Annotated in this window: 24 protein-coding genes; 12 read left to right on the top strand and 12 right to left on the bottom strand. The window is 69.8% G+C overall.

Annotated features, from left to right (window positions below):
* Positions 1-46: 46 nt before the first annotated feature.
* From VKV57_14275 to VKV57_14255, 5 genes are read right to left on the bottom strand one after another with little or no spacing between them, the layout of a single operon-like run.
* On the bottom strand, positions 47-1,027 hold the full coding sequence (locus VKV57_14275; GenBank protein ID HLW61069.1) for a uroporphyrinogen decarboxylase family protein: 981 nt from the start codon (positions 1,025-1,027) through the stop codon (positions 47-49).
* Positions 1,024-2,142: a threonine/serine dehydratase gene (locus VKV57_14270; GenBank protein HLW61068.1), complete on the bottom strand. Its 1,119-nt coding sequence runs from the start codon at positions 2,140-2,142 to the stop codon at positions 1,024-1,026. The genes VKV57_14275 and VKV57_14270 overlap by 4 nt, the downstream gene beginning before the upstream one ends.
* The gene (locus VKV57_14265) at positions 2,135-3,013 is read right to left on the bottom strand and encodes a DUF1028 domain-containing protein (protein HLW61067.1); all 879 of its coding nucleotides are present in this window, start codon (positions 3,011-3,013) and stop codon (positions 2,135-2,137) included. The genes VKV57_14270 and VKV57_14265 overlap by 8 nt, the downstream gene beginning before the upstream one ends.
* A 5-nt stretch (positions 3,014-3,018) precedes the next feature.
* On the bottom strand, positions 3,019-4,305 hold the full coding sequence (locus VKV57_14260; protein HLW61066.1) for a divalent metal cation transporter: 1,287 nt from the start codon (positions 4,303-4,305) through the stop codon (positions 3,019-3,021).
* A complete protein-coding gene (locus VKV57_14255) occupies positions 4,302-5,585 on the bottom strand; it encodes a CBS domain-containing protein (protein HLW61065.1) in 1,284 nt (427 codons plus the stop codon). The genes VKV57_14260 and VKV57_14255 overlap by 4 nt, the downstream gene beginning before the upstream one ends.
* A 184-nt stretch (positions 5,586-5,769) precedes the next feature.
* Here VKV57_14255 and VKV57_14250 point away from each other — a divergent pair, with 184 nt between their 5' ends.
* Positions 5,770-6,633: an inositol monophosphatase family protein gene (locus VKV57_14250; GenBank protein HLW61064.1), complete on the top strand. Its 864-nt coding sequence runs from the start codon at positions 5,770-5,772 to the stop codon at positions 6,631-6,633.
* A gap of 40 nt (positions 6,634-6,673) precedes the next feature.
* Here the strand turns inward: VKV57_14250 and VKV57_14245 are convergent, their stop codons facing one another.
* On the bottom strand, positions 6,674-7,774 hold the full coding sequence (locus VKV57_14245; protein HLW61063.1) for a Xaa-Pro peptidase family protein: 1,101 nt from the start codon (positions 7,772-7,774) through the stop codon (positions 6,674-6,676).
* A gap of 168 nt (positions 7,775-7,942) precedes the next feature.
* Between VKV57_14245 and nth the strand changes: the two genes are divergently transcribed.
* Together nth and VKV57_14235 are read left to right on the top strand one after the other, a co-directional pair.
* On the top strand, positions 7,943-8,740 hold the full coding sequence (gene nth, locus VKV57_14240; GenBank protein HLW61062.1) for an endonuclease III: 798 nt from the start codon (positions 7,943-7,945) through the stop codon (positions 8,738-8,740).
* Positions 8,737-9,507 carry an enoyl-ACP reductase gene (locus VKV57_14235; protein HLW61061.1) on the top strand — a complete coding sequence of 257 codons (771 nt, stop codon included), beginning with the start codon at positions 8,737-8,739 and terminating at the stop codon, positions 9,505-9,507. The genes nth and VKV57_14235 overlap by 4 nt, the downstream gene beginning before the upstream one ends.
* A 3-nt stretch (positions 9,508-9,510) precedes the next feature.
* Here VKV57_14235 and VKV57_14230 read toward each other — a convergent pair whose 3' ends face one another.
* Both VKV57_14230 and VKV57_14225 read right to left on the bottom strand, forming a co-directional pair.
* On the bottom strand, positions 9,511-10,200 hold the full coding sequence (locus tag VKV57_14230; GenBank protein ID HLW61060.1) for an A/G-specific adenine glycosylase: 690 nt from the start codon (positions 10,198-10,200) through the stop codon (positions 9,511-9,513).
* Positions 10,197-11,378, bottom strand: a complete 1,182-nt coding sequence (locus tag VKV57_14225) for a sialidase family protein (GenBank protein ID HLW61059.1) — start codon at positions 11,376-11,378, stop codon at positions 10,197-10,199. Before VKV57_14225 ends, VKV57_14230 begins: the two co-directional genes overlap by 4 nt.
* Positions 11,379-11,526: 148 nt before the next feature.
* On the opposite strand from VKV57_14225, the gene ggt reads away from it, so the two are divergent.
* The 3 genes from ggt to VKV57_14210 all read left to right on the top strand — a co-directional run bounded on the left by ggt (position 11,527) and on the right by VKV57_14210 (position 14,442).
* Positions 11,527-13,155 carry a gamma-glutamyltransferase gene (ggt, locus tag VKV57_14220; GenBank protein ID HLW61058.1) on the top strand — a complete coding sequence of 543 codons (1,629 nt, stop codon included), beginning with the start codon at positions 11,527-11,529 and terminating at the stop codon, positions 13,153-13,155.
* Between the two features lie 19 nt (positions 13,156-13,174).
* A complete protein-coding gene (locus VKV57_14215; protein ID HLW61057.1) occupies positions 13,175-13,780 on the top strand; it encodes a nucleoside-diphosphate kinase in 606 nt (201 codons plus the stop codon).
* Between the two features lie 104 nt (positions 13,781-13,884).
* Entirely contained in the window at positions 13,885-14,442 is a 558-nt protein-coding gene (locus VKV57_14210) for a hypothetical protein (GenBank protein HLW61056.1), read from the top strand.
* Positions 14,443-14,501: 59 nt separating this feature from the next.
* Here the strand turns inward: VKV57_14210 and VKV57_14205 are convergent, their stop codons facing one another.
* Together VKV57_14205 and VKV57_14200 are read right to left on the bottom strand one after the other, a co-directional pair.
* Positions 14,502-15,791 carry a M28 family metallopeptidase gene (locus VKV57_14205; GenBank protein HLW61055.1) on the bottom strand — a complete coding sequence of 430 codons (1,290 nt, stop codon included), beginning with the start codon at positions 15,789-15,791 and terminating at the stop codon, positions 14,502-14,504.
* A gap of 96 nt (positions 15,792-15,887) precedes the next feature.
* On the bottom strand, positions 15,888-16,598 hold the full coding sequence (locus VKV57_14200; GenBank protein HLW61054.1) for an SDR family oxidoreductase: 711 nt from the start codon (positions 16,596-16,598) through the stop codon (positions 15,888-15,890).
* A 90-nt stretch (positions 16,599-16,688) separates the two neighbouring features.
* Between VKV57_14200 and VKV57_14195 the strand changes: the two genes are divergently transcribed.
* The 5 genes from VKV57_14195 to VKV57_14175 all read left to right on the top strand — a co-directional run bounded on the left by VKV57_14195 (position 16,689) and on the right by VKV57_14175 (position 21,778).
* Complete coding sequence (locus VKV57_14195; GenBank protein HLW61053.1) at positions 16,689-17,930, top strand: MFS transporter; 1,242 nt, start codon at positions 16,689-16,691, stop codon at positions 17,928-17,930.
* A gap of 22 nt (positions 17,931-17,952) precedes the next feature.
* Positions 17,953-18,894: a dienelactone hydrolase family protein gene (locus VKV57_14190; GenBank protein HLW61052.1), complete on the top strand. Its 942-nt coding sequence runs from the start codon at positions 17,953-17,955 to the stop codon at positions 18,892-18,894.
* Between the two features lie 97 nt (positions 18,895-18,991).
* The gene (locus tag VKV57_14185; protein ID HLW61051.1) at positions 18,992-20,149 is read left to right on the top strand and encodes a mandelate racemase/muconate lactonizing enzyme family protein; all 1,158 of its coding nucleotides are present in this window, start codon (positions 18,992-18,994) and stop codon (positions 20,147-20,149) included.
* A gap of 7 nt (positions 20,150-20,156) precedes the next feature.
* Positions 20,157-20,801, top strand: coding sequence for a bifunctional 4-hydroxy-2-oxoglutarate aldolase/2-dehydro-3-deoxy-phosphogluconate aldolase (locus VKV57_14180; protein HLW61050.1), 645 nt, complete (start codon positions 20,157-20,159; stop codon positions 20,799-20,801).
* 23 nt (positions 20,802-20,824) lie between these two features.
* On the top strand, positions 20,825-21,778 hold the full coding sequence (locus VKV57_14175; GenBank protein ID HLW61049.1) for a sugar kinase: 954 nt from the start codon (positions 20,825-20,827) through the stop codon (positions 21,776-21,778).
* Between the two features lie 7 nt (positions 21,779-21,785).
* Here VKV57_14175 and VKV57_14170 read toward each other — a convergent pair whose 3' ends face one another.
* Entirely contained in the window at positions 21,786-22,436 is a 651-nt protein-coding gene (locus VKV57_14170) for a hypothetical protein (GenBank protein ID HLW61048.1), read from the bottom strand.
* A 223-nt stretch (positions 22,437-22,659) separates the two neighbouring features.
* On the opposite strand from VKV57_14170, the gene VKV57_14165 reads away from it, so the two are divergent.
* Positions 22,660-24,537 carry a heme o synthase gene (locus VKV57_14165; protein HLW61047.1) on the top strand — a complete coding sequence of 626 codons (1,878 nt, stop codon included), beginning with the start codon at positions 22,660-22,662 and terminating at the stop codon, positions 24,535-24,537.
* 73 nt (positions 24,538-24,610) lie between these two features.
* On the opposite strand, the gene VKV57_14160 is transcribed toward VKV57_14165, so the two are convergent.
* The gene (locus VKV57_14160; GenBank protein HLW61046.1) at positions 24,611-25,837 is read right to left on the bottom strand and encodes an NAD(P)/FAD-dependent oxidoreductase; all 1,227 of its coding nucleotides are present in this window, start codon (positions 25,835-25,837) and stop codon (positions 24,611-24,613) included.
* Between the last annotated feature and the right edge of the window lie 15 nt (positions 25,838-25,852).

Raw genomic sequence — 25,852 nt, 5'->3', positions numbered from 1 at the left:
CCCCTCAGGAGCCGGGAGGCCTCCGATACGCGACGCGAGACCGGCCTCAGGCGTCTCGCGCGGCCGCGATCGCGGCCCGGATGTTCGCCTCCGGGGTATCGATCGGCATCACGCAGCCCGTCGTCACGATGTGCCCACGTCCTCCCGTTTGGGCGATGGCATCCTGGACCTCCCGCGCCACGGCATCCGGGGTACCTTTGGCCAGGGTGTTCCATGCGTCGATGCCACACGCCAGGCACGTCGAGGCGATCTCGGCGCGGGCGTCAGCGATCTTGGGAGGCGTCTCGCGCGCGTGCCAGTTGATGACATGGACGGGATAGTCGGGGAAGAGATCAAACATGATGTGGACGCCGTGGATGTGCAGGAAGACGAGCCCGGTCGTCGCGGCCTCGAGCACCATCAGATCGTACGGCCGGCCAAACTCCTCGTACTCCTCACGGGTGAGGAGATCGGTCGTCGCCATCTGCGTGCTGAAGAAAATTCCATCCGCCCCCGCCGCCATCACCCCGCGGACAAAATCACGGGTGACCTCCGCGATCACCTGCAATCCGCTGTGCAGCGCCTCGGGATCCTCGCGCAGGTAGCGGACGCTGGCGTGCTCCCCGGCCAGCGTCCGCGCGATGGACAGGGGGCTGAACACCGTCTCGAGCACGTGCACTTCCGCGCCCACCGCCTCGCTGACCATGCGGATCGCCTGCGCCTCGCGGCCGTAGGCGCCCTGGCTCACGTCAAGTCGGCGCAGCCGCTCCCAATCCGTGGCCTTCTTGATCGGGCGGTCCCCGTACGTGCGGACCCCCTCCCGGTTCGGCTTGTAGCCGGCGCGGAGCCCCCAGTCGTCGCCGTAGTACCCGCTCGCCGGGGTCACCTTGAGGATGTCGACGTCGTACTGTTTGTAAAACGCGAGGTGGGCCTGCGCCAGCTTCTCGGCCCGTTGGTCATCGCCGGGGAAATGACGCCACAGCGCGATGGGAATCCGTTCCGGCCGTTCACCGCGCACGGCGGATTCGACAATCTCGCGGTGGTTCATCGATCCGTCCTCCCAGCGGACGCCGGTCCCGGGACCCGCGTCGTCCGAAGTCGATCGTCCGGTGTCGACGGCGCATCGCCCCCCGGGCCGTCGGGGGTCGCGCGGCGCAGCCGCGCGGCGACGCGCCGGACACGGTCGGCATCGTACACTCCGCTCAGCGTCTCGAGGGGAATGTTCCCGCCGCTCAAGATGAGCACGACCGTCTTCCCCTGGAGGCGGACCCCCAGCCGGAGGGCGGCGGCCAGGCTGGCCGCGCCGGCCCCCTCGGCGGTCTGGCGCGCGGCCTCCGCCAGGAGGAGAATCGCATCCATCATCTCGTCGTCACTGACGAGCACGATGTCGTCCAGATGGCGTCGCAGGATCGTGATCGGCAAGGCGAACGGCACCCGGGTGGCGATCCCCTCGGCGAAGGTCTCCATGCGATCCAGGGAGACCATTCCCCCTTCTTTGAGGGACCGGTAGACGGGGTTGGCCAGTTCGGCCTGCACGCCGATCACCTCCACCTTCGGGCTGATCGCCTTCGCGGTAATGCAGTGGCCGCACGCGCCGCTCCCGGCGCCGATCGGAACCAGGATCGCGTCAACCTCGGGGAGCTCCTCCATCACCTCGAGGCTGGCGGTCCCCACCCCGGCGATGAGCAGCGGCTCGTTCGCGGAATGGACGTACCGGGACCCCTCGGCCTGCGCCGTCCGCTCCACCCACTCGCGTGCCTCGTCGAAGTCCCGCCCCTCGAGGACCACCCGCGCGCCCAGCGCGCGCATCGCGGCGATCTTGAGGGGGTTGCTCTCCAGAGGCGCGCCGATGGTGACCGGGATCCCCAGCATCCGTCCGGCGTAGGCGATCGACTGCCCGTGGTTCCCCGTGCTGGCGGTGATCACCCCCCGCCGGCGCTCCTCCGGCCCGAAGCTGCTCAGGAGGTTGATCCCGCCCCGCACCTTGAACGCGCCCGTCGGCAGGACGTTCTCGCACTTCACGTAGACCCGCGCGCCGAGCAGCCGATCGAGCGCGGGCGCGTGCAGGAGGGGCGTCCGAGGCAGGTGGGGCGCCAGGATCCGGCGCGCCCGAACGACGTCGTGCAGCGTGGGGATCGGTCCGGCCCAGCGGTCGTCAGGCATCGCCGTACCGGCCCCGCATAAAGGTCAGCACCTCGCGGTCCACAAACTCATCCTCCCGGTAGCGCGCTTCGAAGTTTTCCATGTGACAGAACTGCTTGAACGCGGCGCGGGTCGCCGCGTCGTACTCGGCGGAGATCGGACCGTGATAGTAGCCCTGCTTCGTCAAGATCTCCTGCATCTCCCGCACGACGTTGCCGGCCGCGCGCGTCAACTGGGCGGTGGCGGGCGAGAAGAACACCCGGTGGAGGGCGAGCAGGCGGTCGAGCTCGTCGATCGGCGACGCGTGGTCGTCGACCCGCAGGTCGACCGCCCGATCGGTCGACCCCCCGTACCCGCCTCCTTCGCGCACGACCAGCAGCGCCGCCGACTGCTGACCGCGGCTGTCGCCGCCCGCCTGCTGCCCGGCCCGCAGCGCGGCGACGAGCCGATGGGACAACGGGCCGCGCGACCCGAGAAACGAGTCCTCCATGGCGAGGATAACCGCCTCCCCGGCCAGGATGTTCCCCTGGCAAGTGTAGTTGACGCCGCTGCGGTGGCCGGCCCAACGGAAGCAGCGGGGACCGGTCCAGGCCGCCGACCCACCTTGGGCGTCCACCACGCCCAGTTGACGGTGATCCCGACCTTCGTCCGCGGCGACGAGGCGGTCGACCACATCCGCAGCGGAGAGGCCGTCGCGGAGCCACCTTAGGGCCGCCGGGCCGTACGCCACGTTGGCCCAGGCCTGGGTGGCCACGCCCCCCACCCCCGCCTGCGCCCAGGGGACCACGGCGCCGACGGCGAGGAATCGGCTCTGCACCGCGATCCCCCACTCGTCGACCGCGGGATCGCGCGCCACGATGCTGAACGTCGCTACCAGCCGGTCCGGTCGCATCCGCCTTACCCGGGTGCGGGGCCGCCGATCGGGAAGATCTGGGTGATGACCAAGGCCAGCGTCAGCGCGATCATGACGACGACGGTGATCCAGGCAATGACGTTGAACAGGCGCGAGTTCGTGAACTTCCCCATCAGCCGCTTCCGGTTCACCAGCAGCAGCATGAAGATGAGGATGAACGGCAGCAGCACCCCGTTCGCCACCTGTGAGAGGAAGAGAATCGCGAGCAGGGGCGCGTTCGGCAGCAGCACGACGATGCACGCGCCGACGATCAGCGCGGCGTAGAGGCCGTAGAAGACGGGGGCCTCCCGGGCCGTGCGGTCGACCCCGGCCTCGAAGCCGAGCGCCTCGCAGACGTAGTAGGAGGTGGCGAGCGGCAGGACGCTGGCCGAGAAGAGCGACGCGTTGATCAGCCCGAAGGCAAACAGATCGGACGCGTACCGCCCCGCCAGCGGGCCGAGCGCCCGCGCGGCGTCCCCCACCGTCTCCACATGCAGGTGGTGCGCGAAGATCGTGGCACCGCACGCCACGATGATGAACCAGGCCACCACGTCCGTCATGATCGACCCGATCAGCACGTCGGCCCGGGTATAGCCGTACTCCTTGACGGTGATCCGCTTCTCCACCACGGCCGACTGGAGGTAGAACTGCATCCAGGGCGCGATCGTCGTGCCCACGACGCCGACCAGCAGGATGATGTAGTCGGTCCGGATTTGGAACGACGGGACGACCGTGGCCCGAAGCACCTGCCCCCAGTCGGGATGCGCCAGCACCCCGGAGACGATATACGAGATGTAGAACGCGCTGGCGATGAGAAACACCCGCTCAACCGAGCGGAACGTCCCCTTCAGCACGAGCCACCACACCGCCAGGGCGCCAATGGGGACCAGGATGTACTTGGACACGCCGAAGATCTCCCCGCCCGCGGCCAGCCCCGAAAACTCCGCCATCGTGTTCCCGAAGTCGGCAAGGAGCAAGGCCAGCATGACGAGGGTAGTTATCCGCACCCCGTACCGCTCGCGGATCAGGTCCGCCAGGCCGTGTCCGGTCACGGCCCCGAGCCGCGCCGCCATCTCCTGGACGACGTAGAGCGCGATGGTGATCGGGATCATGGTCCAGAGCATGGCGTAGCCGAACCCCGCCCCGGCGAGCGAGTAGGTGGTGATCCCCCCGGCATCGTTGTCGACGTTTTGGGTGATGATGCCGGGCCCCATGATGGCGAAAAAGATCATGAGCCGGCTGATCGCCGCACTCTGGGTGGCGCGGCGGAGGAGCGGCGGCGTAAAGCTCATCGGACCCCCGGCCCCTCCCTGGCCGCCTTGCGGCGGAGCAGGTCGAACCCGCCCCCGAGCTTCCGGGGACCGTACTTTTCCAGCAAGATGTCGATGAGGTGGTCGATCGTGACGATGCCGATGAGCCGGCCGTCCTCCTCGACCACGGGCACCGCCAGCAGGTCGTACTTCACCAGAGCCCCCGCGACGTCCTCGACGCTGGCGTCGACGCGGACGTAGATCACGTCCGCCCGCATCAACTGGGAGATGGGCGTGCCCGACGCCGCGGTGACCAAGCTGCGGATCGAGAGGACGCCGGCGAGGCGCCCGCCGTCGTCGACGACGTAGAGGTAGTAGATCGTTTCAGAGTCCGGCTTGGTTTCCCGCAGCCGCGCGATGACCTGGTCCACCGTCATCGACACGGACAGGGCGATGAACTCGGTCGTCATCTTGCCCGCGGCGGTCTCGGGCTCGTACTGGAGCAGCCGGGTGACCTCCTCGGCCTTATCGTCCTCCATGCGGGCGATCAGGTCTTCGGCCTGGGCCTCGGGGAGCTCCCCGAGGACGTCCGCCGCCTCATCGGGCTTCATCTCCTCGAGGATATCGGCGGCCCGCTCACTCGGCAGTTCCTGGATGACCGTCGTTTGCACGTCCGGCTCGGCTTCCTCGAGCACGTCGGCGGCGTGCTCGTCGGCGAGCGCGGTCATCACTTCGACCCGCTCGTCCCGATCGAGATCCTCGAGCAGATCCGCCAGGTCCGCCGGGTGGATATTCTTGAGCTTCTCCCGCGAGATGCTCAATCGCAGGGGGGTCATCGTCCCGCCGAGCACGGCGACGAGGTTCCAAGGGATGATCCGGTTCTGCAACGGCCGCCCCACCCGCTCAAACGCGCGGCAGACGACCGGCTCGAGCCCCAGCCGCCGGAGGAGCGAGCGCGTGCCGACATCCGCCCCGGCCACGCGCACCTCGTTGCCGACCTGCCGCAACTCGAGGTCGTTGACCCGGACGACCTTGATGTCGTCGGTGTCGACCACCTGCGTGTCGAGGATATCTTCGCGAAGGAGAATCTCGTCGGGCTGCAGCGGCCGGGGGGCGAGTCGGCGGCGCTCCACGCGGAGCCGGATGCCGCCGGGCGAAAACTCGGCGACCGCATCCCACGGGATGACGGCGACGCGGCTGCGGTCGCCGTTCAGCAGGACCCCCGAGATCCGCGGGAACTTCTCGGTCCCATGATAAATCACCAGGTCGGAGACGGTGTCGAACGCCTCTCCGGCCGCGTCGTAGACCGGCTTACCGATCATCCCGCTGAGGTACAGCGTGGCGGAATCCCTCCAATATCACGGCGATTCGCCATTCTGATCTAAATTTACCCTCTTGCCGCCGTTCCACTGGTCGGTGTACCATTCCGGTTCTCCGCACGCTCTCCTGCACCCTGGGGCGGGCAGCGCGCAGCGGGTCGCCTGCCGCTCGACACCGCGGGCGCCGATGCGTATAGTGGCCTTTGGTATGCACGCCCTCTCACCGTTCAGCGTCGCCGCGCTGCGTGCCGCCCGTGCGGCCGGGGAAATTCACCGCGCCTCTTTCCGGCGGGGGATCCGGGTCGACTTCAAGGGTCGAAACGATCCGGTCACCGAGGCGGACCGTGCGTCCGAGGCGGCGATCGTCGAGATGCTCAGATCGACGTTCCCAGACCACGCCTTTCTCGGAGAAGAGGGCGGTCCCCAGGGGAAGGGCGAGTACACCTGGTTGATCGATCCGCTCGACGGGACGTTCAATTTCGCCCGTGCGATCCCGTGGTTCGCGGTGAGCATCGCGCTCGAGCGGAACGGCCGGCCGATCGCCGGGGTGATCCTAAACACCATCTTCGGCGAAGTCTACGCGGCGGAGGCGGATCGCGGCGCCTTCGCCGCCGAACTGGCCGACCTCCCCGCCGACCCCGGAGGGTGGGGAGACCTGTCGCACTGGCGGCGGCTCAGGGTCCCGGGGACGACCCGCCTCGATCAGGCCGTGCTCTCGACTGGTTTCCCGCACGACGTCGCCGAGACGCGGATCAACCTCGACCATTTCACCAACCTCGTGCTCGGCGCCGGAAAGATCCGCAACATGGGATCGGCCGCCTTGAGCCTCGCCGCGATCGCGCTCGGCCAGTTCGAAGGCTATTGGGAAATCGGCCCGCACGCCTGGGACTTCGCCGCGGGCGCGCTGCTCGTCGAGGAAGCCGGAGGCCGGGTGACCGATCTGCGCGGCCGGCGGCTGGACCTGCACGGCCGGCAGATCCTCGCCACGAACGGCGGGATCCACGACGCGGTTGTCGCCGTTCTCGCCAAGGGGCGGAGCGGGCTCGACTAGCTCAGGCGCCGCTCCCGCGCCTCGGCCGGGGGGAGGATCCTCACCCGGCGGGAACTTGGTGCACGTCCCGGGGGAGCAGGCTGATCCGGTGCGCGCCATCCCGGGCGATGTACACGATCTCTTCCAGGCGCACGCCGAACTCCCCGGGAATGTAGATCCCCGGCTCAACCGAGAACACCATGCCCTCCGCAATCGGCTGCGCGTTCAGGTGCGTGACGCTCGGCAGTTCGTGGCCGGTGAGGCCCAGCCCGTGCCCGATGCGGTGGATGAAGTACTCACCGAACCCCGCGCGGGCGATTTCGCCCCTCCCTGCCAGGTCCACGTCCTTGAGAAGGGCGCCGGGCCGCGCGGCCGCCATGCCCGCCACGACCGCCGCCTCGACCGCTCGGTGCGCCTCAAGATACCGCGGCGGGGGCGTGCCCAGGAACGCCGCCCGGGTCAGGTCGGACGCGTAGCCGTCGAGGCGGCCCCCCAGGTCGAGTGTCACCGCGTCGCCGGGACGCAGCGCACGGCTGCCGGAGTGGTGATGTGGAAACGCGCCGTTCGGACCGGACGCCACTTGGGCAAAGAGCACTTCCTCCGATCCGGACCGGCGAAACGATGCCGCCGCGGCCTCGGAGATTTCCCGCTCGGTAGCGCCGACCCGGCAGGCCCCCCACGCGTCGCGCATCGCCTGATCGGCGTGCAGGCCGCTCCGTTTGATCAGCTCGATCTCCTCGGCCGACTTTCGCATACGCAGCGGGGCGAGGACCAGCGACCCAAGGGCGAGCCCGGCATCGGGGTAGGCGGCCCGCAGCGTCAGGACGAAGTCCGCGCGCATCGTGTCGGACACGGCGATCCGACTCGGCGTCCGCCCACCGAGGGCACGCCGGGCCGCGGCCAGCGCCGCGGCGGGGCCGTCGGCGTCGCTGTACGCGAAGCTCGGCAGCGTCACGTGCTGCGCGGCCTCGGTGGCGTTGAGGGACGGGACGACAAACGCGCTCCCCACGGAGTCCACCAGCAGGTAGCACGGGCGCTCGTCGGGGTGCGGCACGTATCCCAACAGATAGCGCATGTCGTCGTTTGGCGCCAGGGCAAGCAGGTCGATCTGCTGCTCGCCCATCAACCGCCGCGCCGACTGCACCCGCGCTGCGTAATCCATTGCGTCACCTCCCCAGTCCCCCTCGGCTATTCTCGCCCGCGCCCCCGTCTCCTGGAGACGCACCGCCGACATCGCCCCATCGCGCCTCGGGCGTCGCGCAGATCCTCCTTACGCTTCGCCGCGCATCCCAAATTGACACTCACAGACGCCCACGATAGAGTGAAGCACGTGGGGGGCGCGGGCGCACGACTGGGAACGACTGCCGGGCGGACCGGCGCCGGCCTGCCCCGCGAGACCCCGGCCGCGCGCACGCGCCGCGCCGGGGCGATCGTGCGACGGCTCGCCCTCCGATACCCGCGCGCCGCCATCCCGCTCCGGCACTCCTCCCCGTTCGAGCTGTTGGTCGCCACCATCCTCTCCGCGCAGTGCACCGACGCGGTGGTCAATGCGGTGACGGAGGCGCTTTTCCAGCGCTACCGCACCCCCGCCGACTTCGCCGGCGCCCAGCGGGAGGCGCTTGAACGGGCGATCCACAGCACCGGGTTCTTCCGCGCGAAAGCGCGAGCCATCCAGAGCACCGCCCGACTGCTCCTCGAGCGCCACAACGGAGAGGTCCCGCGGACGATGGAGGCCCTGGTCCGCTTGGACGGCGTGGGACGGAAGACGGCAAACGTCGTGCTCAGCGTCTTCGGGGTCCCCGGCATCGTCGTCGACACGCACGTCCGGCGCCTCTCGCGCCGGCTGGCCCTCACCGCGCACAACGATCCGGACAAGATAGAGCAGGATCTCATGGCCGTGATTCCCCGGGGGGCGTGGAGCCAGTTCTCGCTCAGGCTCATCTACTTCGGTCGCGAGATTTGCGACGCGCGCCGGCCCCTGTGCGCCTCGTGCCCGCTCCGCGACCTGTGTCCGTCCGCGAAGTACGGGGGATTCCCCCCGTGGATGGCGTCCGGCGGGAAAGGTACCGGCCGGGCCGCCGGGGGACGGGGAGTCCGGTCCAAGACGCCAGGGAGGCGCACGCGATGAGTGGACTGCTCGCCGGCAAGACCGCGCTGGTCATGGGGGTGGCCAACCGATGGAGCATCGCCTGGGCCATCGCCCAGGCGTTTGCACGCGAGGGCGCCCGCCTCGTCTTCACCTTCCAGGGCGAACGGCAGGAAAAGGACGTGCGCGAGCTCTCCAGCGCCCTCGCCGACCCGGTGATCCTTCCCTGCGACGTCACCCGGGACGAGGACCTCGCGAAGCTGGCGGGGTCGATTCAGGCTCAGGTCGGGAGTCTGGACGCCCTCGTCCACAGCATCGCATTCGCCAACCGGGAGGACCTGGCGGGGGCCTACGTCGATACCTCGCGAGCGGGATTCGCCCTGGCCCTGGAGGTCAGCGCGTTTTCCCTCGCCGCGACGGCCCGCCACCTCCTCCCCGTGCTGCGGCCCGGGGCGGGCATCGTGACTCTGACCTACCTGGGGTCGGACCGGGTGATGCCCAACTACAACGTGATGGGGGTGGCCAAGGCCGCGCTCGAGGCGTCCGTCCGGTATCTGGCCAGCGACCTCGGCCCGCGCGGAATTCGAGTCAACGCCATCTCCGCGGGCCCGATCAAGACCACCTCGGCGCGGGCGATCCAGGGGTTCAGCCGGATCCTCGGCATCATGGAAGAGCGCTCCCCGCTCCGCCGGAACACCGACCCCGCGGAGGTCGCGGATGCCGCGGCGTTCCTGGTGAGCCCGCTCGCCCGAGGCGTCACGGGCGCGGTGCTCTTCGTTGACAACGGCTTCCACGTCATGGGACTGTGAGCCTCAGCCCGCACCGGCGGGCTCATCCCCGGTGAGGGGGAACGAGGCGCAGAGCCGGGAGAGCGGGCAGGCCGGGCAGCGGGGCCGGCGGGCGCGGCAGACGGTCGCCCCGAAATCCATCAGGGCTTGATTGAAATGGTACACCTGCCCGTGCGGCAGGAGGGCTTCCGACAACCCCCAGAGCAACCGGTCCGGCGCCGCCGCCCGATCCCCCAGGAACACCCGCCGCAGCACGCGCCGCACGTTTGTGTCCAGGATGGGCGCGTCCTGGCGGTACGCGAAGCTGAGCACCGCGCCGGCGGTATAGGGGCCGATTCCCTTCAACGCAAGCAGCTCCTCGCGGGTGCGAGGGATTTTGCCATGGTGGCGCCGGAGGGCCGCGCGCGCGATGTCGCGTAGCCGGACCGGCCGGATATTATAGCCGAGCGGATACCACGCCTCCCGCACCTCCCGGTTGCCGGCCTCGGCAAGCGACTCCAGCGACGGGTACCGCATCAGCCACTCCCGGTATTTGGGGACGACACGATCCACTTGAGTCTGCTGAAGCATGATTTCGGAGACGAGGATGTGGTAGGGATCGCGGGTGCGCCGCCAGGGCAGATCGCGGTGGTGCCGGCGGTACCAGCCCAGGAGCCGGCGCTGAAACGCCCGGCGCCGAGCCGCCGGCACGCTGGGCGGTTCGGCGCGTTTCACCTGGCGCCGAGCCGCGCGTAGCGGACCTGCGACCGCCCCTGGGCGGTGTGGGTCCACACGACATCGACGCCCTGGTCCGAGGCCAGCACGCTCGGAAAACTGTTGCCCCCGTCCACCGCCGCCCGCGCCGCCGGCTCCCACCGCGCGTCGAAGCGCCGCACGAGAATCTGCCCGTCGTCGCGATCCCAGGCGACCCAGATCGCTCCCGACGGGGCGACGCTGACCGAGGGGTGGTGCGCCGGGAGCCGACTGTCCGAGAGGGCCGCGGGAGCCTCCCACCGACCCCCGACGCGCCGCGTGAAGCGGATCGTCGACGCGAGGCCGTCGTGCTGCTCCCAGGCGAGCACGGCCTGCCCTTTCGCGTCAACGGCGATGTCAGGGTTGAAGGCGTCCGAGCGGGTGGCCAGTACGGTCTCCGGCTCGCCCCAAACGGCCGTGCGCTCCGCGTAGCGGACCTGGTAGACTCGGCCGTCGGACTGGTACCAGGCGGCGCGAAGCCGGCCGGTCCGATCGGCGGCGAGCGCCGGGTTCACCGAATCGGGGAGGCCGGCGGAGATCAACCGCGGCGGCGACCACGCCCGGCCGTCAAACCCCGTGTAGAAGATTTCGTAAATCGATCCGTGCCGGGTCGAGGCGGGCGTCGAGCTTCCGCGGATCCCGTACCAGACGACCTGGGGCCGGCCCTGGCCGTCGAGCGCGAGCGAAGGGAACCCCGCGTACCCGGGGGCGGGGGAAATCCGCGCCTGCGGCGCGACCCACCCGCCCTGCCAGACGCGGTAGTAGATCTTGCCGACTCCGTCGTCGTAGCGGGTCCAGATCACGTGCAGCCGCCCGGCCCGGTCGAGCCCCAGCGCGGGGAGCCGCGACGGCACCGCCCCTCCGCTCGCCCGCGCCAGGAGCGACCAGCGCCTCCCCCCGTCGTGCGAAACCGCCAGCACGACCTGGGCGGTGCCCCCCGCGTTCTCGGCGTAGGCGACCACCAGCCCGACCGCGGGGTCGCGCACCATCTTCACCTCGTTGTTGGACGAGGTGGCGTCCTCGGTCACCCCCTCGGCGACGACCACGGCGGAGGGGACGCCGGACGCCGCCTCCGCCGACCGCGGCTGCCAGGAGACGTGGCCGAACGCGGGCAGCAGAGCGGAGACGCACAGGATGGAGAGACGGGCAAGCGATCGCACGGCGTGAGGATTGGCGATTGCCGGAATCCATCCCTGCTCCCGTCGTGTGGACGACTCGCCGCCGGACGTTCCCGTTTCTTCCCATTCCGCCGCGGATCAGTATAATAAACGGAGTGGGCGCGCGGATCCCAATGCTGGAGGTCTCTTCATGACGCACCGCACGCAGGGACGGAGCGTCGTCCTGGCCCAGCGCGGCTTGGTGGGCACCGACCACCCCCTCGCGTCGGCCGCCGGGCTGCGCGTGCTCGAGGAAGGCGGCAACGCGATCGACGCCGCCGTGTGCGCCGCGGCCGTCCTCGGCGTGGTCATGCCGATGATGACCGGCATCGGGGGCGACACCTTCCTCCTGTACTACGAGGCGGCTCTGAGCCGGGTGGTCGCCCTGAACGGCAGCGGCGCGGCACCCCAAGGGGCGACGCCGGAATTCTTCGCGGGGCGCGGATACGACACGATGCCGCTTCGCGGGATGCTGGCCCCCTCGGTTCCGGGGGCGATCGACGCGATGGCCACCGCGCTCGCGCAGTGGGGGAGCGGCCGCTTTACGCTGGCACGGCTGCTGGAGCCGGCGATCCACTACGCCGCGTCCGGCTTCCCGATCAGCGAAAAAGTGGCGGCGTGGTTCGGGGAGGTTGCCCCCGTCCTCTCCCGCTATCCCTCCTCCGCGCAGATCTACCTTCCCCACGGCCGTCCGCCCCGTGCCGGAGAGGTCTTCGTTCAGCTCGACCTGGCCGGGTCGCTCCGCGCGATCGCCGAGCAGGGGGCGCGGACGTTCTACGAGGGACCGCTGGCCGAGGCCGTCGCAACCTACGCGCGTGCGCACGGCGGGCTGCTCGGAGCCGCGGACCTGGCCGCACACCACAGCGAGGTGTGCGCACCGGTGACGACCGTCCATCGAGACCTGGTGATCCACAGCACCCCTCCACCCTCCCAGGGTTTCGTGCTCCTCGAGATGCTGAACCTCCTCGAAGAAGATAGCCTGGGCGAGCTGCCGTGGGGGTCGGCCGAGGCGGTCCACCTCGCGGTCGAGGCGAAGAAGCTGGCCTTTGCCGACCGCCTCGCGTACGTGGGGGATCCTCGGTTCGTGTCCAACCCGCTCGACCGCCTGCTGAGTAAGGCGTACGCCCGCGAGCGCCGACGGGCGATCGACCCTCGGCGGGCCCAGGCGGTGGTCGCCGCGGGCGTGCTCCAAGAACGGGTCGGCGAGACGACGGCGTTCGTGGTCGCGGACCGGGATGGGAACGTCGTGAGCTACATCACGAGTCTGTCCGCCGCCTTCGGGTGCGGGGAGGTCGTGGAGGGCACGGGCATCCTCTTGAACAACCGCGGCGGGCGAGGGTTCAGCCTCGAACCCGGTCACCCCAACCGCATCGCGCCGGGCAAGCGGACGATGCACACGCTCATGGCGTTCCTGGCGACCCGGCAGGGACGCCCGCATCTCGCCTGGGCGACCCGGGGGGGAGACGCGCAGGCCCCGTGGGACTTTCAGGTCTTCAGCAACATCGTGCATCACCAGATGAATGTCCAGGAGGCTGTGGAGCAACCGCGCTGGTTCAGCTTCCCGGCCACGGATCCGGCCACCATCCGGTCGCCGTTCGAGTTGCGGATGGAAGGCGGATTCCCACCCGCGACCTACGAGCAGCTGGGCACACTGGGCCACCGCGTGGTCGTCCCCAGGCCCTCGAGCGGAGGGGTCCAGGTGATCCTCGTGAATCCGGACGACCACGTTTACGCGGGTGGATCCGATCCCAGACCCGACGGGTGCGCGATCGGATACTAGAGCGAAGGACAGTGGGGGGATGGGAGTGGCAGACGTCCGTCATGAGCGCACGTTGATCCTGATCAAACCCGACGGGGTCCAGCGCGCATTATCCGGGACCATCCTGGCCCGGCTGGAGCGGGTCGGGCTGAAGATCGTGGGGCTGAAGATGGTGCGGGCGACTCGGGAGGTGCTGGAGCGGCACTATCCCGATGACGACGCGTGGATCCGCGTGATCGGCGGCAAGACGCTCGAGGCGTTCGAGAGCTATGGACTCGACGTCCGGGTAATGATGGGGACGGATGACGCCGGGGAAATCGGGCGCCAGGTCCGCCAGTGGCTGATCGACTTCATGCAGACCACGCCGGTGATCGCCGCGGTCCTGGAAGGCGTGCACGCGGTCAGCGTCACCCGAAAGATCGTCGGGAAGACCCTACCGGTCTTCGCCGAACCGGGCACGATCCGCGGCGACTTCTCGATCGACGCGCCGACGGTCGCCAATGCCGGCCGCCGACCGGTCCGCAACCTGATCCACGCCTCGGGGACCGTGGACGAGGCGGCCCACGAGGTGCCGCTGTGGTTCACGGCTGACGAGGTGCACACGTACCGCCGGAACGATGAGGGTGCGATGTTCGGCGACGGTTAGACTCGGCGTCCGTGGGGCATCATCCGAAGGGAACTTTTCCCCAACCGGGTCCGTCGAGGTCACGTGGGACCCACGATGACGGTCCCACGACGGGAGATGACGCGATGCAGACTCAACGAACGCACGCCGGAAGCTCGCTGGCCATCGCCGCGGCGATGGCGCTGACAGTCAGCCTCAGCGGTGCGCCGGCGGCGGCCGCGACGATGGTGTGGGTTCCGGCGGGGACTCCGATCGGACTGCAGTTCGTCACCGGGGTCGATTCCCGGAAGACGACCGCGGGCAACCGGGTGCACTTCAAGGTGACGGGCAACGTGATCGTGAACCGGCACGTGATCCTCCGGGCGGGCGCGCCGGCGTCGGGAACCGTCACCCAGGTCGGCAAACCGGGCGTCTTCGGCAAGAGCGCGAAGGTGGTCGTCGGATTCATCTCCGCGACCGGGGTGGACGGCAAACCGATCAAGCTCACCGACGTGGTGGTCTCGAAGGACATGATTAACAAGAGCCGTGCGGGGGCGGCCGGTGCCACCGTCGCCGGCGCGATCGTCCTCGGCCCGGTGGGACTGCTGGCCGGGGCGCTGGTGAGAGGGAACGACGTCGAGGTTCCGGCCGGCACCTTTGTCACCGACACCACGAAAGTGGGGGCCAACGTCAAGGCGTCCTAGATCGCGTCCGAAAACGCTGGTGTCCCCGCGGTGATCGTGCGGCCGGTGATCTGCGTTCCTTACCGCCCGGCGCCGGCGACGTCCAGCACCACCGCCGTCGCCAGCCGGGCGGACACCGCCAGCAGATTCGGGTCCACCCGATCCACCGTATCCTTCGGGGTGTCGTAGTACGGATCATCGGGCCGCAAGATGAAGACGGTGGGGACGCCCACCGCCTCGAAGCTCTGGTGGTCGCTGCCGCCGGAGGGCTGGACGGTCACCTTGATACCGAGGCGCTCGGCGACCGCGGCCGCGGTGTGGACGAGCTCGTCGCTGCCCTTGTCCCTGGCCAGTTGCAGTTTCTCGCCCACCCCTTCCATGTCGAGATCCACCATGCCGACCACGGGATCGGCGCCCATGTGGTGGACGTAGTACTCGGAGCCATAGAGCCCGTACTCCTCTTCGCCGAAGAACACGAACCGGACGGTCAGCGCCAGCGGCACGCCGCGGAGCACCTCCGCCACCTCGAGGGCGGTGGCGACGCCGGAGGTGTTGTCGTTGGCCCCCGGGGCCCCCTCCACCGTGTCGCGGTGCGCCCCCACCACCACGACGCGGTGCGCGTCCCGGGTGCCGGGCTTGGTGGCGATGATGTTCCACGTGGTGCGCTGCTCGTCGACGGTCTGCACGTTAAGGTGCACGGTCAGGGGGCCCGCGCGAACGAGGGTGAGCAGGCGTTCACCGTCGACACCGGACAAGCTGACCGCGGGGATCTTCGCGCCCCGGCCGACGACACCGCGCAGGTCGCCCGCCTGAGCATTATAAATGATGGCGGCCAGCGCTCCGGCATCGCCCGCGTTCTTGACCTTCTCGGCAAACGTCATCCCGCCGCGCAGGATCAGCGCGATCTTCCCCACGGGTGGCTTCGCGCGAACGTCGTCGAGTCCCCCCAGCCCGATGTCGACCACCTGCGCGGTGATCCCCCCATCGACCGTCGAGGGCGAATACACCATGACGTTTGGATGGAGCACCACGGCGGGGGCCGACGGCACACTCAATGCGATCGCGCGCACCCCGAAGAACGGAAACTGAAACGGCTGCCACTCCACCCCGTACCCATCCTTTTCCAGCTGACCGGCGATGTACGCCCCGGCCGGCCGGTCCTGGCGGCTCCCGGCCACGTGGGGGCCGATCTTCTGGGACAGCTCCAGGACGTGCCCGTACGCCCGCGGGCCCGACACCTGCGACAGGACTTCCTCGACCGCCGCCGGCGTCGGAACCGCCCCCGGCGAGGCGAGCGGGAGGGCGAGCACCGCGGCCAGCGCGCCCGCCGCCGCTCGCCCGAAGCCGATCCGTGAACACCTGCGCATCATGCTCCGCACCCCGCGGATGGTGTGTCTTGGGGCCCGACGCCGCAGCACGCCCCCACAGGGATTAGTGCCCCCGCCGGGGCGTACGCAGCCGAGGCTTCATGCTTTGGGAACCGCCAACGGCGTGACGAACGCCTCTCGGATCCAGACGTTCGGCCCGGTGGCGAGGACCACCCGGACGACCCGGGCGACGTCATCCGGATCCAGCGCCCAACTCCGGCGCGCGGCGCTTTCGGAGAAGTCGGTGCGCACCGCGCCCGGCTCGACCACGCTCACCTTCACCCCGGTGCCTCGGACCTCCAGCCCCACCGCTTCGGTGAACCCGACGACCCCATACTTCGATGCGCAATAGGCCGCGTTCCCCGGCGAGCCGGCGCGTCCGGCGCCCGAGGCGATGTTCACGATGTGCCCGCGCCGCTGCGCCAGCATTGGCGGGAGCGCGGCGCGGGTGAAGAGGAACACCCCCGTCAGGTTGACATCGAGCAGCCGGCGCCATTCCGCCGCCGGCATTTCGTGGGTGGCTCCGCGCCACCCTACCCCGGCATTGTTCACGACGGCATCGAGGCGACCTCCCCACTCCCGCGCCCGAGCCACCGCCGCGGCGGCGGTGGCTTCATCGGTGACGTCGCCCGGGACCGCCGTGGCCCGCGGCTCTCCGATCGCTTCTACCGCGCGCACCAGGTCGTCGTTCGTTCGCGCCACCAGCACCACCCGCGCGCCGGCCTCCGCCAGATCGGCGGCCACCGCCCGCCCGATCCCACGGCCCGCGCCCGTCACGATGATCACCTGCCCAGAGAGCTCCGCGGCCATCCTCCGCCTCCTCCGATCCCACCCGCCGGCGCGTGCACCGGCGATGCGCGCAGTCAAGGTCCCGTCCCGTGCACCGTCGAATCGGTTCCCGTGAACCGCCGCATCCTCGCCGCCCTCAGCTACGGGCACTTCGCTACCGATCTGTCGCAGGGCGCGATCCCGGCACTCCTCCCGGTCTTCAAGGCCTTGTTCCACCTCTCCTACGCGGGGGTGGGCTTCATCGTGCTGATGGCCAACATCAGCTCCTCGGTGATCCAGCCGGCGTTCGGCGTGCTGAGCGACCGGATCGGGATGCGGTGGCTGATGCCGGTCGGCGCGCTCCTGGCGGGCGTGGGGATGACCCTCGCCGTCCTATCGCCCCACTATGCCCTCACGATCTTCCTGATCTTAATCTCGGGCCTGGGGGTCGCCGCGTTCCACCCGGAGGGGTACCGATACGCCGGGCTGGCCGCGGGTCAGCGGCGCGCCACGGGCATGTCCTATTTCTCCGTGGGGGGGAACATCGGCTATGGCTTCGGACCGGCTGCGGCGAGCCTCGCGCTCGGAAGCGCGGGGGTCCACGGGATAGGCTATCTCCTCATCTTCAGTATCCCCGCGGCGATCCTGCTGTGGCAGGTCATCAGCCCGCGCCAGCGTCAGAACCTGGAAGCGGAGTGGGCAACCCCGGCGGGACCCCCTGCCCATGGGACGGCGGCGAACCCGCGTATGCGCCGCGGCGCGACGGGGGTGCTCATCCTGCTCATCGTGTTCGTCATCCTCCGATCCTGGGTTTCCGTGGGAACGGCCAGCTTCATTCCCCTCTACTTTACGGACATTCGCCACCTGGACCCGCGGTACGGCGGCGCGCTCGTGAGCCTGTTCCTCGGCGCGGGGGCGATCGGAACGCTGATCGGCGGCATCGCCGCGGACCGGTGGGGCCGTCGGGCCGCGCTCATCTTCTCGATGACGATCCTCCCCCCCCTGCTGCTGATGCTGACGCGCACGAGCGGAATACTAACGCTGCTTGCCGCGACGATTTCCGGCATGGCGGTGGTGAGCACGTTCGCGGTGGTGATGGTCATGGCGCAGGAACTGGTCCCCGACCGAATCGGCATGATCTCCGGGCTGATCATCGGGTTCGCCGTCGGAATGGGCGGGGTGGGGGTTGCGGTCCTGGGGGCCGTCGCCGACCGCTGGGGCCTGAGGACGGCGATGGACCTGACCGCGCTGATCCCGACCGCGGCGCTGGCCATCGCGCTTGTGCTGCCGTCCGACCCCCGGGCCTGGGATCCCCCCGATCCGCTCATCGAGCAGGAACCTCAGGCGGCAGGAGAAACGTTGGATCATAGATAACGCGAGGCGGGGGAGTCGTGACATGAGACCAGTGGGCGATCCACGGCATCGGCTTGGACGCAGGCAGCTCCTTCGGATGCTCCTGCGCGGGGGGGAGCGAATCGGCCTCACCGCCGCCTTCCTCTACGGAGGGCAGGCGCTCGGAGGGGGCATCGGGATGTTGCCCGGGCCGGCGCAGGCGGCGACCGCTCAACCGGCGACCCCGCCGAGACCGGGCGACCCCCCCGACAAGGAGGCCGCCTCGGGCGTCACGGTCAAACCGGATGACCCCGCCATCACCGCCGGCATGGTGCAGTATCCGGGCGTCACCGGCACGCTGCTGGGGTACCTATCCGGCCCTCGGGCCGAGGACGTCTATCCGGGCCTTCTGGTGATCCACGACAGCCAGGGGCTGACCGAGCACTTCAAGGACATCACCCGCCGACTCGCCAAAGCCGGGTACGTGGCACTGGCCCCGGACATGACCTCGCGAAGCGGGGGGGTGGAGAAGCTCGGCGATCCCGCGAAGATTACCGCAGCCCTTCAGGCCATGGGGCCGCCACAGATCCTCCAGGACCTCAACTCCGCCGTGCGGTACCTGGAGACGCGGCCGTCGGTGGCGAAGTCCCGGGTCGGCGCGATGGGCGTGGGGATCGGGGGCAATCTCATCTGGCTGCTCCTGACCTCAAACCCGGACGTGCGATCCGCGGTCGCCATCTCGGGTGCCGTCCCCTCGCCCCGCGTGGTGTCGACGCTGAGCGCGGGGGTGCTGGAAATCTACGGCGAGGACGAGCGGCGCGACGAAGAGGGCATCACGCAGTTCGACACCGCAATGAAGAAGGCCGGGCTGCCGTTCATCGTCAAGCTGGAGCCGAAGGCCGGCGCCAACTTCTTCGACGACACGAACCTCCGCTACGTGCCGGCCGCGGCGAAGGACGCGTGGGGAATGACCCTCGACTGGTTCTCCAAGCATCTGGCCGGATGAGCCGTGCGATGATCGAACAGACAACCCGCCTGGGCAACGCCGCCCGGCACGCCCCACGGTCACGCGGCCGCGCAGGGATCGGCGCGGGTCGCCGCCGGTGAGGATCGCGGAGGTCAGAGTCTACACCATGGGCTCGGCGTGGCGGAATTTCGTATTCGCCCGGATACGCACCGACGACGGCCTCGAAGGGATCGGGGAGGCGCGGCCGGTCAACCGCGAGGAGCCCGTCGCCGCGTACCTCGAGGCGATCGCGCACCGGTACGTCCTGGGGAGCGATCCGTTCAACATCGAGGCCCTGGTGGCGCGGATCACTCGGGACGACTTCGAACTCCCCGGCGCGACCGAGATGACGGCCATCGCGATCGTGGAAATGGCCTGCTGGGACATCGTCGGCAAAGCCCTCGACCAACCCGTCTACCGGCTTCTGGGCGGGGCGTGCCGCCCCCGGATCAAGGCCTATGCCAACGGGTGGTATACCGGGGAACGCACCCCGGAGGCGTTCGCGCAGGCGGCCCGCAAGGTGGTGGCGAGGGGGTACCGCGCCCTCAAATTTGACCCCTTCGGCGCCGGCGTCGCCGAACTCGAACGCGCCGAGCACGCGCGGAGCGTCGAGATGGTGGAGGCCGTTCGGGATGCGGTCGGGCCCGACGTGGAGATCCTTATCGAGATGCACGGGCGATTCACCGCCGCCCAGGCGATCGGCCTCGCCCGCGACCTGGAGCGGGTTGCGCCGAGCTGGATCGAGGAGCCGGTCCCGCCCGACCAACTCGGGGCGCTCGTCCAGGTGGCACGCAGCACCAGGATCCCGGTCGCCACGGGCGAACGGCTGCATCTCCGGACGCAGTTCCGGGATCTGTTCGCGTCGGGGGCGGCGCAGATCTGTCAGGCCGACATCACCCACTGCGGGGGGCTGCTCGAGACGAAGAAAATCGCAGCGATGGCGGAGACGCACGGGCTGTTGGTGGCCCCCCACAACGTCAGCGCCTCCGTGGGAACCGCGGCGGCGCTGCACATCGCGGCCTCAACCCCCAACTTCAAGATCCAGGAATACTTCAACGACTTCGCCGAGCCATTTGTCGAGCAGGCGGCGCCGGGGGTCCCCAAGGTGGAGGATGGTTACTTCCCGCTCCCCCAGGGACCCGGGCTCGGTGTGACCTTTAATGAAGACGTCGTGACGGCCCACCCGTACCGGCGCCAGCACTTCAATCTCTTCGCCGAGGACTGGCACCGCCGCCAGGCCAGAACGGTCCCGTGAGGCCGCCGTGACGACCGCCACCGGAACGGCCGAGGTGCTCCAGGCGATCCTTCGCGCGCGGGTCGTCCCCATCATCCGCACCGCGTCTGCGGAGTGGGCCGCGGAGGCCGCGGAGGTGCTGGCCGGCTCCGGCCTCCCGGTGATCGAGGTCACCTTTACGGTCCCGGATGCGCCCGCGGTCATCCGGGGGCTGCGGGCAAAGTTTCCCCAGGTGCTCGTGGGCGCGGGAACGGTCACCCATGGCGAGACGGCCGAGCAGGCGGTCGCTGCGGGGGCGCAGTTCCTGCTGAGCCCGTCCCTCTCTCCGGAAATGGGGGCGGTGGCGCGGCGGCGCGGCGTGCTGGCGGTCCCGGGCGCGTTCACCCCCAGCGAGGTCGTCCAGGCGCTCGACTCCGGCGCCGAGCTGGTCAAGATCTTCCCGGCGGAGACCGGCGGCCCGCGCCACATCCGGGCGATTCTGGCCCCTCTCCCCCAGGCGCGCCTCCTGCCCACCGGAGGGGTGACCCCCGAGAACGTCGGCGAGTGGTTCAAAGCGGGCGCCGCCGCCTTGGGGATCGGCTCGGCGCTGGTGGGTCCCGGGAACGCCCGGGTGGACACCCGCGCCCTCCGCGCCCGGATCGAGATCCTTCGCCGGTCGCTCGCCGCCCTCTGAGTCCGCCCTTCGGAGACGCGGCCATGGCCACGGTCGTCGGCATCGGAGAAACGTTGATCCGGCTCACTCCCAGGGGGAACGACACCCTGGAGGGAGCCGCGTCGCTTGCCGTCCACGTCGGCGGCGCGGAGGCCAACGTGTGTGCCGGCCTCGCCCACCTGGGTGTCTCCACCGCGTGGATCTCTCAGCTGCCGGCGAACCCTCTGGGGCGGCGGGTCGCGACCGCCATCCGCGGGTTTGGGGTCGACGTCAGCGGGGTGTTGTGGGCGCTCGAAGGCCGCGTCGGGTTGATGCTGGTGCAGCCCGGGGCCGCCCCTCGGGCAGGGGAAGTCCACTACTACCGCCATGACTCCGCGTTCGCCTCGATCGATCCGGACGCGGTGGCGTGGGCGCTGCTCGACGGAGCGCGGATGGTTCACCTCACGGGGATCACCCCGGCGCTCGGCCCGAACGCCGCCCGCCTCGTCGAGCGGGCGCTCGCCGAGGCCAGGAGCCGCCACATCGGGGTCTCCTTCGACGCCAACTACCGGGCGACGCTCTGGGACCCTGCGGCCGCGTGCCGCCGGCTGGAACCGCTTCTGCACGGTCTCGACATCGTGCTCCTGAGCCACCGAGACGCCGGCACGGTCTTCGGCGAGCGGGGGGGCCCCGACGCGGCGGTGCGCAGGCTGCGGGCGCGCTTCGGGTGCCGAGCGTTGGTGCTCACGCTCGCGGGCGACGGCGCCCTGGCCGAGGACGACACGGGCACGTACCGGCAACCCGCCTACCCCACAGAAATCGTCGATCGGATCGGACGGGGCGATGCGTTCGCCGCGGGGTTCCTCTACGGCTACCTGGCGACCGGATGCGCCGAGGGGCTGCGGTACGGCGCGGCGATGGCCGCCCTCAAGCAGACCTATCCCGGCGATGTGTGCCTGGCCACGCTCGACGAAGTCGACGCGGTCCTGCGCGGCGAGTCCGGGACATTCAGACGATAATTTGGGCTTACTGCGCGAAGCGAAAGTTGCTGTAGAAGATTTCCAGGTTGGCGTCGAACCGAGGAGCGTAGAGGTATTGGTAGGTCAGCACCCACGCGCCGTTGACGCGCCCGTACCGTTGTTCGGAATCGACGCTGCCCCAGGTGAAGATCACGGTCCCCTCGGACACCAGCCCCCGGTCGTAGTCAACCCAGCCGTTCAACCCCGTCGGGTTGTTCTTCGGGTTTCGCGCCCGCCCTTGCAGCAGGAAGAAATGGTCGGTGCCGACCAGTTTCTCCCCCAGGACCTGGAAGGTGAATCGCGAGAAAAAGTTCTGCAGCGGCTCGCTGGCTTCGAAGAGACGGCCGAGCACATACCTGTCAACGGCCCAGCACACCAGCCCCGCGGTGTGCCGACCGATCTTGACCGTCTGGCGGCCGCCGACGAGCTCCATGGTTCCGCTGAACTCGCAGTCCGGAGGATCGCTGAGGGGCTTCTTGATCCGCAGTTTGAAGAGCACGTCCGCCGACGCGAGATCTGGGGTATCCGCGTTCGCCCTCAGCACCCGGAGGAGAATCTCCTGGGCGGACGGCGTCCCGGTCGCGGAAATCGGGATCAATGACAACCCGAGCCCGATCGCCGCGGCGGCAAGCACACGGCCCAACCGTTCCACGCTCATCTCCCGCCCCTGAATTGTCGAACCCGCCCCTCACAAGAAGTATTCCCCAGAATTCCGCCGGAAGATGCGCTCCACCCTTCTGGGGCGTTGCCGCCGCCCGGAACAGGAGGGATGCACGAGACGCGTCGAATAGGCCAGAGGACCCGGGCAGGGAGTACCAGGCCCTGTGCCGGGCTACGAATCTGTGCGTCGCCCAACACGCCAGCCTATCCGAGGAGGCGGGATGATCCGAACGACCGGCGCCGCGATGCGGGCCTACCGGACGCTCGCCGTGGCGACCGCGGTCGCTGCGTACTTGCTGATCCTGCTCGGGGGGCTGGTTCGGATCTCAGGATCCGGGCTGGCGTGTCCGGATTGGCCGACGTGTCACGGACGCCTCATCCCGCCGCTGCAGGGACCGGTACTCATCGAGTATTCGCACCGGTTGGTGGCGGCGCTGGTCAGCGTGCTCGTCGTGGCGACGGTGCTCGCGGCATATCGGGTTCGCCGGGCCGTCCCCGGGGCCGCCTCCACGGCCCTGTGGATGCTGGCCATCGTCGTCGTCCAAATCATCCTTGGTGCGCTGACCGTCAAGCTGGCCCTCACCCCCGCGCTCGTCGTGATGCACCTCGGCGTGGCGACGCTCTTCCTGGCCGGCCTGGTGATCCAGGCGGCGGGAGCCGTGCGGGGGACGGCCGGTGCCCCTCCCCCGCCGGGCTCGTTCCACCGTCTTGTCCAGGCCGCGGTGGCGGCGACGTATGTGATGATCCTGATCGGCGGGTATGTCGCCGCGAGCGGCGCCGGGCTCGCGTGCCCCGACCTACCGCTGTGCCGCGGGCCGGTCCTCCTGCCCGCCGACCCGGGAACCCACATCCACATGCTGCACCGCGCATGGGCCCTGCTCGTGCTGGGGCTCGTCCTGGCCACCGCCGCGTCGGCCTCGCGGGTGGGCGGACGCGCGATCGCGGCCGCGGCGCACCTCGCCGCGGCGCTCGTGGTGATCCAAGTTGGCCTGGGCATCCTGAACATCGTCACGGGGCTCACCCCGGTCGTCCGCGGCGCGCACCTCGGGACGGCGGCGCTCCTGTTCGGCACGCTCGTGGTCCTGAGCACGCTGGGGAAGCCGTCCCCGGCCCCGGCACCAAGCGGCGCCCTCGACCGACCCGGGCGCAAAGCGATGCCCACGATCGCCGGGGGATCTATCGATGAATCGACCGGCGCGATCGGTTGGGAGACCACAGCGCCGGCGGGGACGCTGCGGGTAATCCGGGACTACGCGGCGCTGATGAAGCCGCGGATCATCATGCTGCTGCTCATCACTACGGCGACGTCGATGGTGGTGGCCGCACCGCACCACGTCGGGCTCGGCGTCGTGCTGCTCACGCTGTTCGGCGGGACGCTCGCGGCCGGGTCCGCCAATGCCTTCAACATGTACGTCGATCGCGACATCGATGCGCTGATGCAGCGAACGTGCCTGCGCCCCGTTCCCGCGGGGCGGCTGCGCCCACCGCAGGCGCTGGGATTTGGAGTCGCCACCGGACTCCTCTCCATCGTCGTGATGGCCTGGGGAGTCAATCCGCTGAGCGCCGTCCTGTCAACGATGGGGATCCTTTTCTATGTCGGCGTTTACACGCTTTGGCTCAAACGAACGACCCCGCAGAACATCGTCATCGGCGGCGCCGCGGGCGCCGTCCCTCCTCTGGTCGGCTGGGCGGCCGCCACCGGGCACGTGGGACTGCCGGCGGTGGTCCTGTTTGCCATCGTGTTCCTCTGGACACCGCCGCACTTCTGGGCGCTGGCGCTGGGAAAAACGGATGACTACCGGGCGGCAGGCGTTCCGATGCTGCCGGTGGTGCGTGGCGAAGGAGTGACCCGCAGGCAGATTCTCCTCTACTCGATCGTCCTGTCGGCGGCGACCCTGCTCCTGTATTATCCCCTGCACGCGCTGGGCGGTCTCTACCTCACCGCGGCGCTCGGGCTCAACGCGGTCTTCGTCGCTCTGGCGGTTCTCGTCGCGCTCGGCCGGGTGCCCCGCGCCGCGCCCGCGCTGTTCGGCTACTCGATCGTGTATCTCGCGCTGCTGTTCGGCGCCATGGTCGTCGATCGCTTGATGCTCGGCTGATTGACCTCGCGAGAGGATTTCACCGATCCGGCGAACGGTCCCACCGGCACCGTCGCGTGCGTCGGGGGCGGCTTCACGATCTGGCGAGCGCGAAGGCCTTCCTGAGCACGGCCTTGACGGTCAGCGTCTCCGAGGTCCGGCGGTTGCCCAACACGATGTCGATCAGCAACGTCTTGAGATCGTCGCGTCGCGCGGCGAGGCGCACCAGCCGGTTCAGCAGCAGAGGGTGCAGCGCAGCGTCGCGCAGGCGCCCGCAGAACACAAACAAACGCTCGAACCGCGCGCGTAGAATCCGCTCGTACTCCTCGAGACCCCCGGGCGACACTCCGCCGGCGCCCAGCATCCTCCCGATCTGCTCCGCCGCGATCTGGGCCGACTCGAGGGCGTAATCGATGCCCTCGCCCGTCAGCGGATTGACGAGCCCCGCCGCCTCGCCCACCAACAGGACGCCGTCGCCAAACACGGGCGATCGGGGAAAGTCGACCCGGAGGGGATATCCGCGAGTTGGGCCCGCCTGGCGGGCGCCGCCGAGCAGGGAGGCCATCAGCCGACTCCGCACAAAGCGGTCGAACGCCGCCCGCGGATTGGGCGGAAGGCGCGAAAATCTTCGGGACGACGGGAAAAATCCCGCCCCGAGGTTGACCGTGGTGGGCGACACCGGGAACACCCACCCGTACCCGGGGAGAGGCACACCATCAAACCGGATGTGGACGCGGTCGGCCAGGCCGGTGACCCCCTCGAAGTAGGCGCGGGCGGCCAGCATCATCGGCGGCGGCCGCCTGAGGATCCCCAGCCGCATCAGCAGCGGGGCCGAGGCGCCCGTCGCGATCACCGCGCAGCGGGCGCTGAAGCGGACCCGTCGCGTGCCCTGCTCGCCGAGAACGATCACCCCGTGAGCTGTCCGCTCGACTCCGGTGACGAGCACGCCCCCCTCAAACCGTGCCCCGCTTCGGCGCGCGCGCTCCCGAATCGCATCGTCGAGGATCACCCGGGGGACCACCAGCATTGGACCCGGCACGCCCGGGAGCGGCGGGATCGTGGCTCCGGTTGAGGATCCGTCGGGGGAGACGATCTCCACCCCGGTGATGCGTTTCCCCGCCCGAAGCAGGTCGGGGAGGAGGTCCATATCGTGCAACACCCCCATCGCCCGAGGCGTGAGGCCGTCCCCGCAGGTCTTGTCGCGCGGGAAACCGGACCGGTCGACGAAGAGGACATCCAGCCCCAGCTTCGCCAAATAGTGCGCCGTCGCCGACCCGCCCGGGCCGGCCCCCACCACCACGACGTCCCGTCCACGGCTCATCGACGGCGGTGTTTC

Source organism: bacterium (assembly GCA_035307765.1).
GTDB lineage: Bacteria > Sysuimicrobiota > Sysuimicrobiia > Sysuimicrobiales > Segetimicrobiaceae > Segetimicrobium.
This window is presented reverse-complemented; position numbering and strand designations above follow the sequence as displayed.

What these genes read in the sequence shown, in the direction of transcription:
- VKV57_14245 (HLW61063.1), bottom strand. Translation starts at nt 7,774, where the DNA reads ATGGATTACGCAGCGCGGGTGCAGTCGGCGCGGCGGTTGATGGGCGAG.
- ggt (HLW61058.1), top strand. Translation starts at nt 11,527, where the DNA reads ATGACGCACCGCACGCAGGGACGGAGCGTCGTCCTGGCCCAGCGCGGC.
- VKV57_14190 (HLW61052.1), top strand. Translation starts at nt 17,953, where the DNA reads ATGAGACCAGTGGGCGATCCACGGCATCGGCTTGGACGCAGGCAGCTC.
- VKV57_14265 (HLW61067.1), bottom strand. Translation starts at nt 3,013, where the DNA reads ATGCGACCGGACCGGCTGGTAGCGACGTTCAGCATCGTGGCGCGCGAT.
- VKV57_14160 (HLW61046.1), bottom strand. Translation starts at nt 25,837, where the DNA reads ATGAGCCGTGGACGGGACGTCGTGGTGGTGGGGGCCGGCCCGGGCGGG.
- VKV57_14215 (HLW61057.1), top strand. Translation starts at nt 13,175, where the DNA reads ATGGGAGTGGCAGACGTCCGTCATGAGCGCACGTTGATCCTGATCAAA.
- VKV57_14200 (HLW61054.1), bottom strand. Translation starts at nt 16,598, where the DNA reads ATGGCCGCGGAGCTCTCTGGGCAGGTGATCATCGTGACGGGCGCGGGC.
- VKV57_14205 (HLW61055.1), bottom strand. Translation starts at nt 15,791, where the DNA reads ATGATGCGCAGGTGTTCACGGATCGGCTTCGGGCGAGCGGCGGCGGGC.
- VKV57_14235 (HLW61061.1), top strand. Translation starts at nt 8,737, where the DNA reads ATGAGTGGACTGCTCGCCGGCAAGACCGCGCTGGTCATGGGGGTGGCC.
- VKV57_14255 (HLW61065.1), bottom strand. Translation starts at nt 5,585, where the DNA reads ATGATCGGTAAGCCGGTCTACGACGCGGCCGGAGAGGCGTTCGACACC.
- VKV57_14165 (HLW61047.1), top strand. Translation starts at nt 22,660, where the DNA reads ATGATCCGAACGACCGGCGCCGCGATGCGGGCCTACCGGACGCTCGCC.
- VKV57_14275 (HLW61069.1), bottom strand. Translation starts at nt 1,027, where the DNA reads ATGAACCACCGCGAGATTGTCGAATCCGCCGTGCGCGGTGAACGGCCG.
- VKV57_14250 (HLW61064.1), top strand. Translation starts at nt 5,770, where the DNA reads ATGCGTATAGTGGCCTTTGGTATGCACGCCCTCTCACCGTTCAGCGTC.
- VKV57_14175 (HLW61049.1), top strand. Translation starts at nt 20,825, where the DNA reads ATGGCCACGGTCGTCGGCATCGGAGAAACGTTGATCCGGCTCACTCCC.
- VKV57_14170 (HLW61048.1), bottom strand. Translation starts at nt 22,436, where the DNA reads ATGAGCGTGGAACGGTTGGGCCGTGTGCTTGCCGCCGCGGCGATCGGG.
- VKV57_14270 (HLW61068.1), bottom strand. Translation starts at nt 2,142, where the DNA reads ATGCCTGACGACCGCTGGGCCGGACCGATCCCCACGCTGCACGACGTC.
- VKV57_14260 (HLW61066.1), bottom strand. Translation starts at nt 4,305, where the DNA reads ATGAGCTTTACGCCGCCGCTCCTCCGCCGCGCCACCCAGAGTGCGGCG.
- VKV57_14210 (HLW61056.1), top strand. Translation starts at nt 13,885, where the DNA reads ATGCAGACTCAACGAACGCACGCCGGAAGCTCGCTGGCCATCGCCGCG.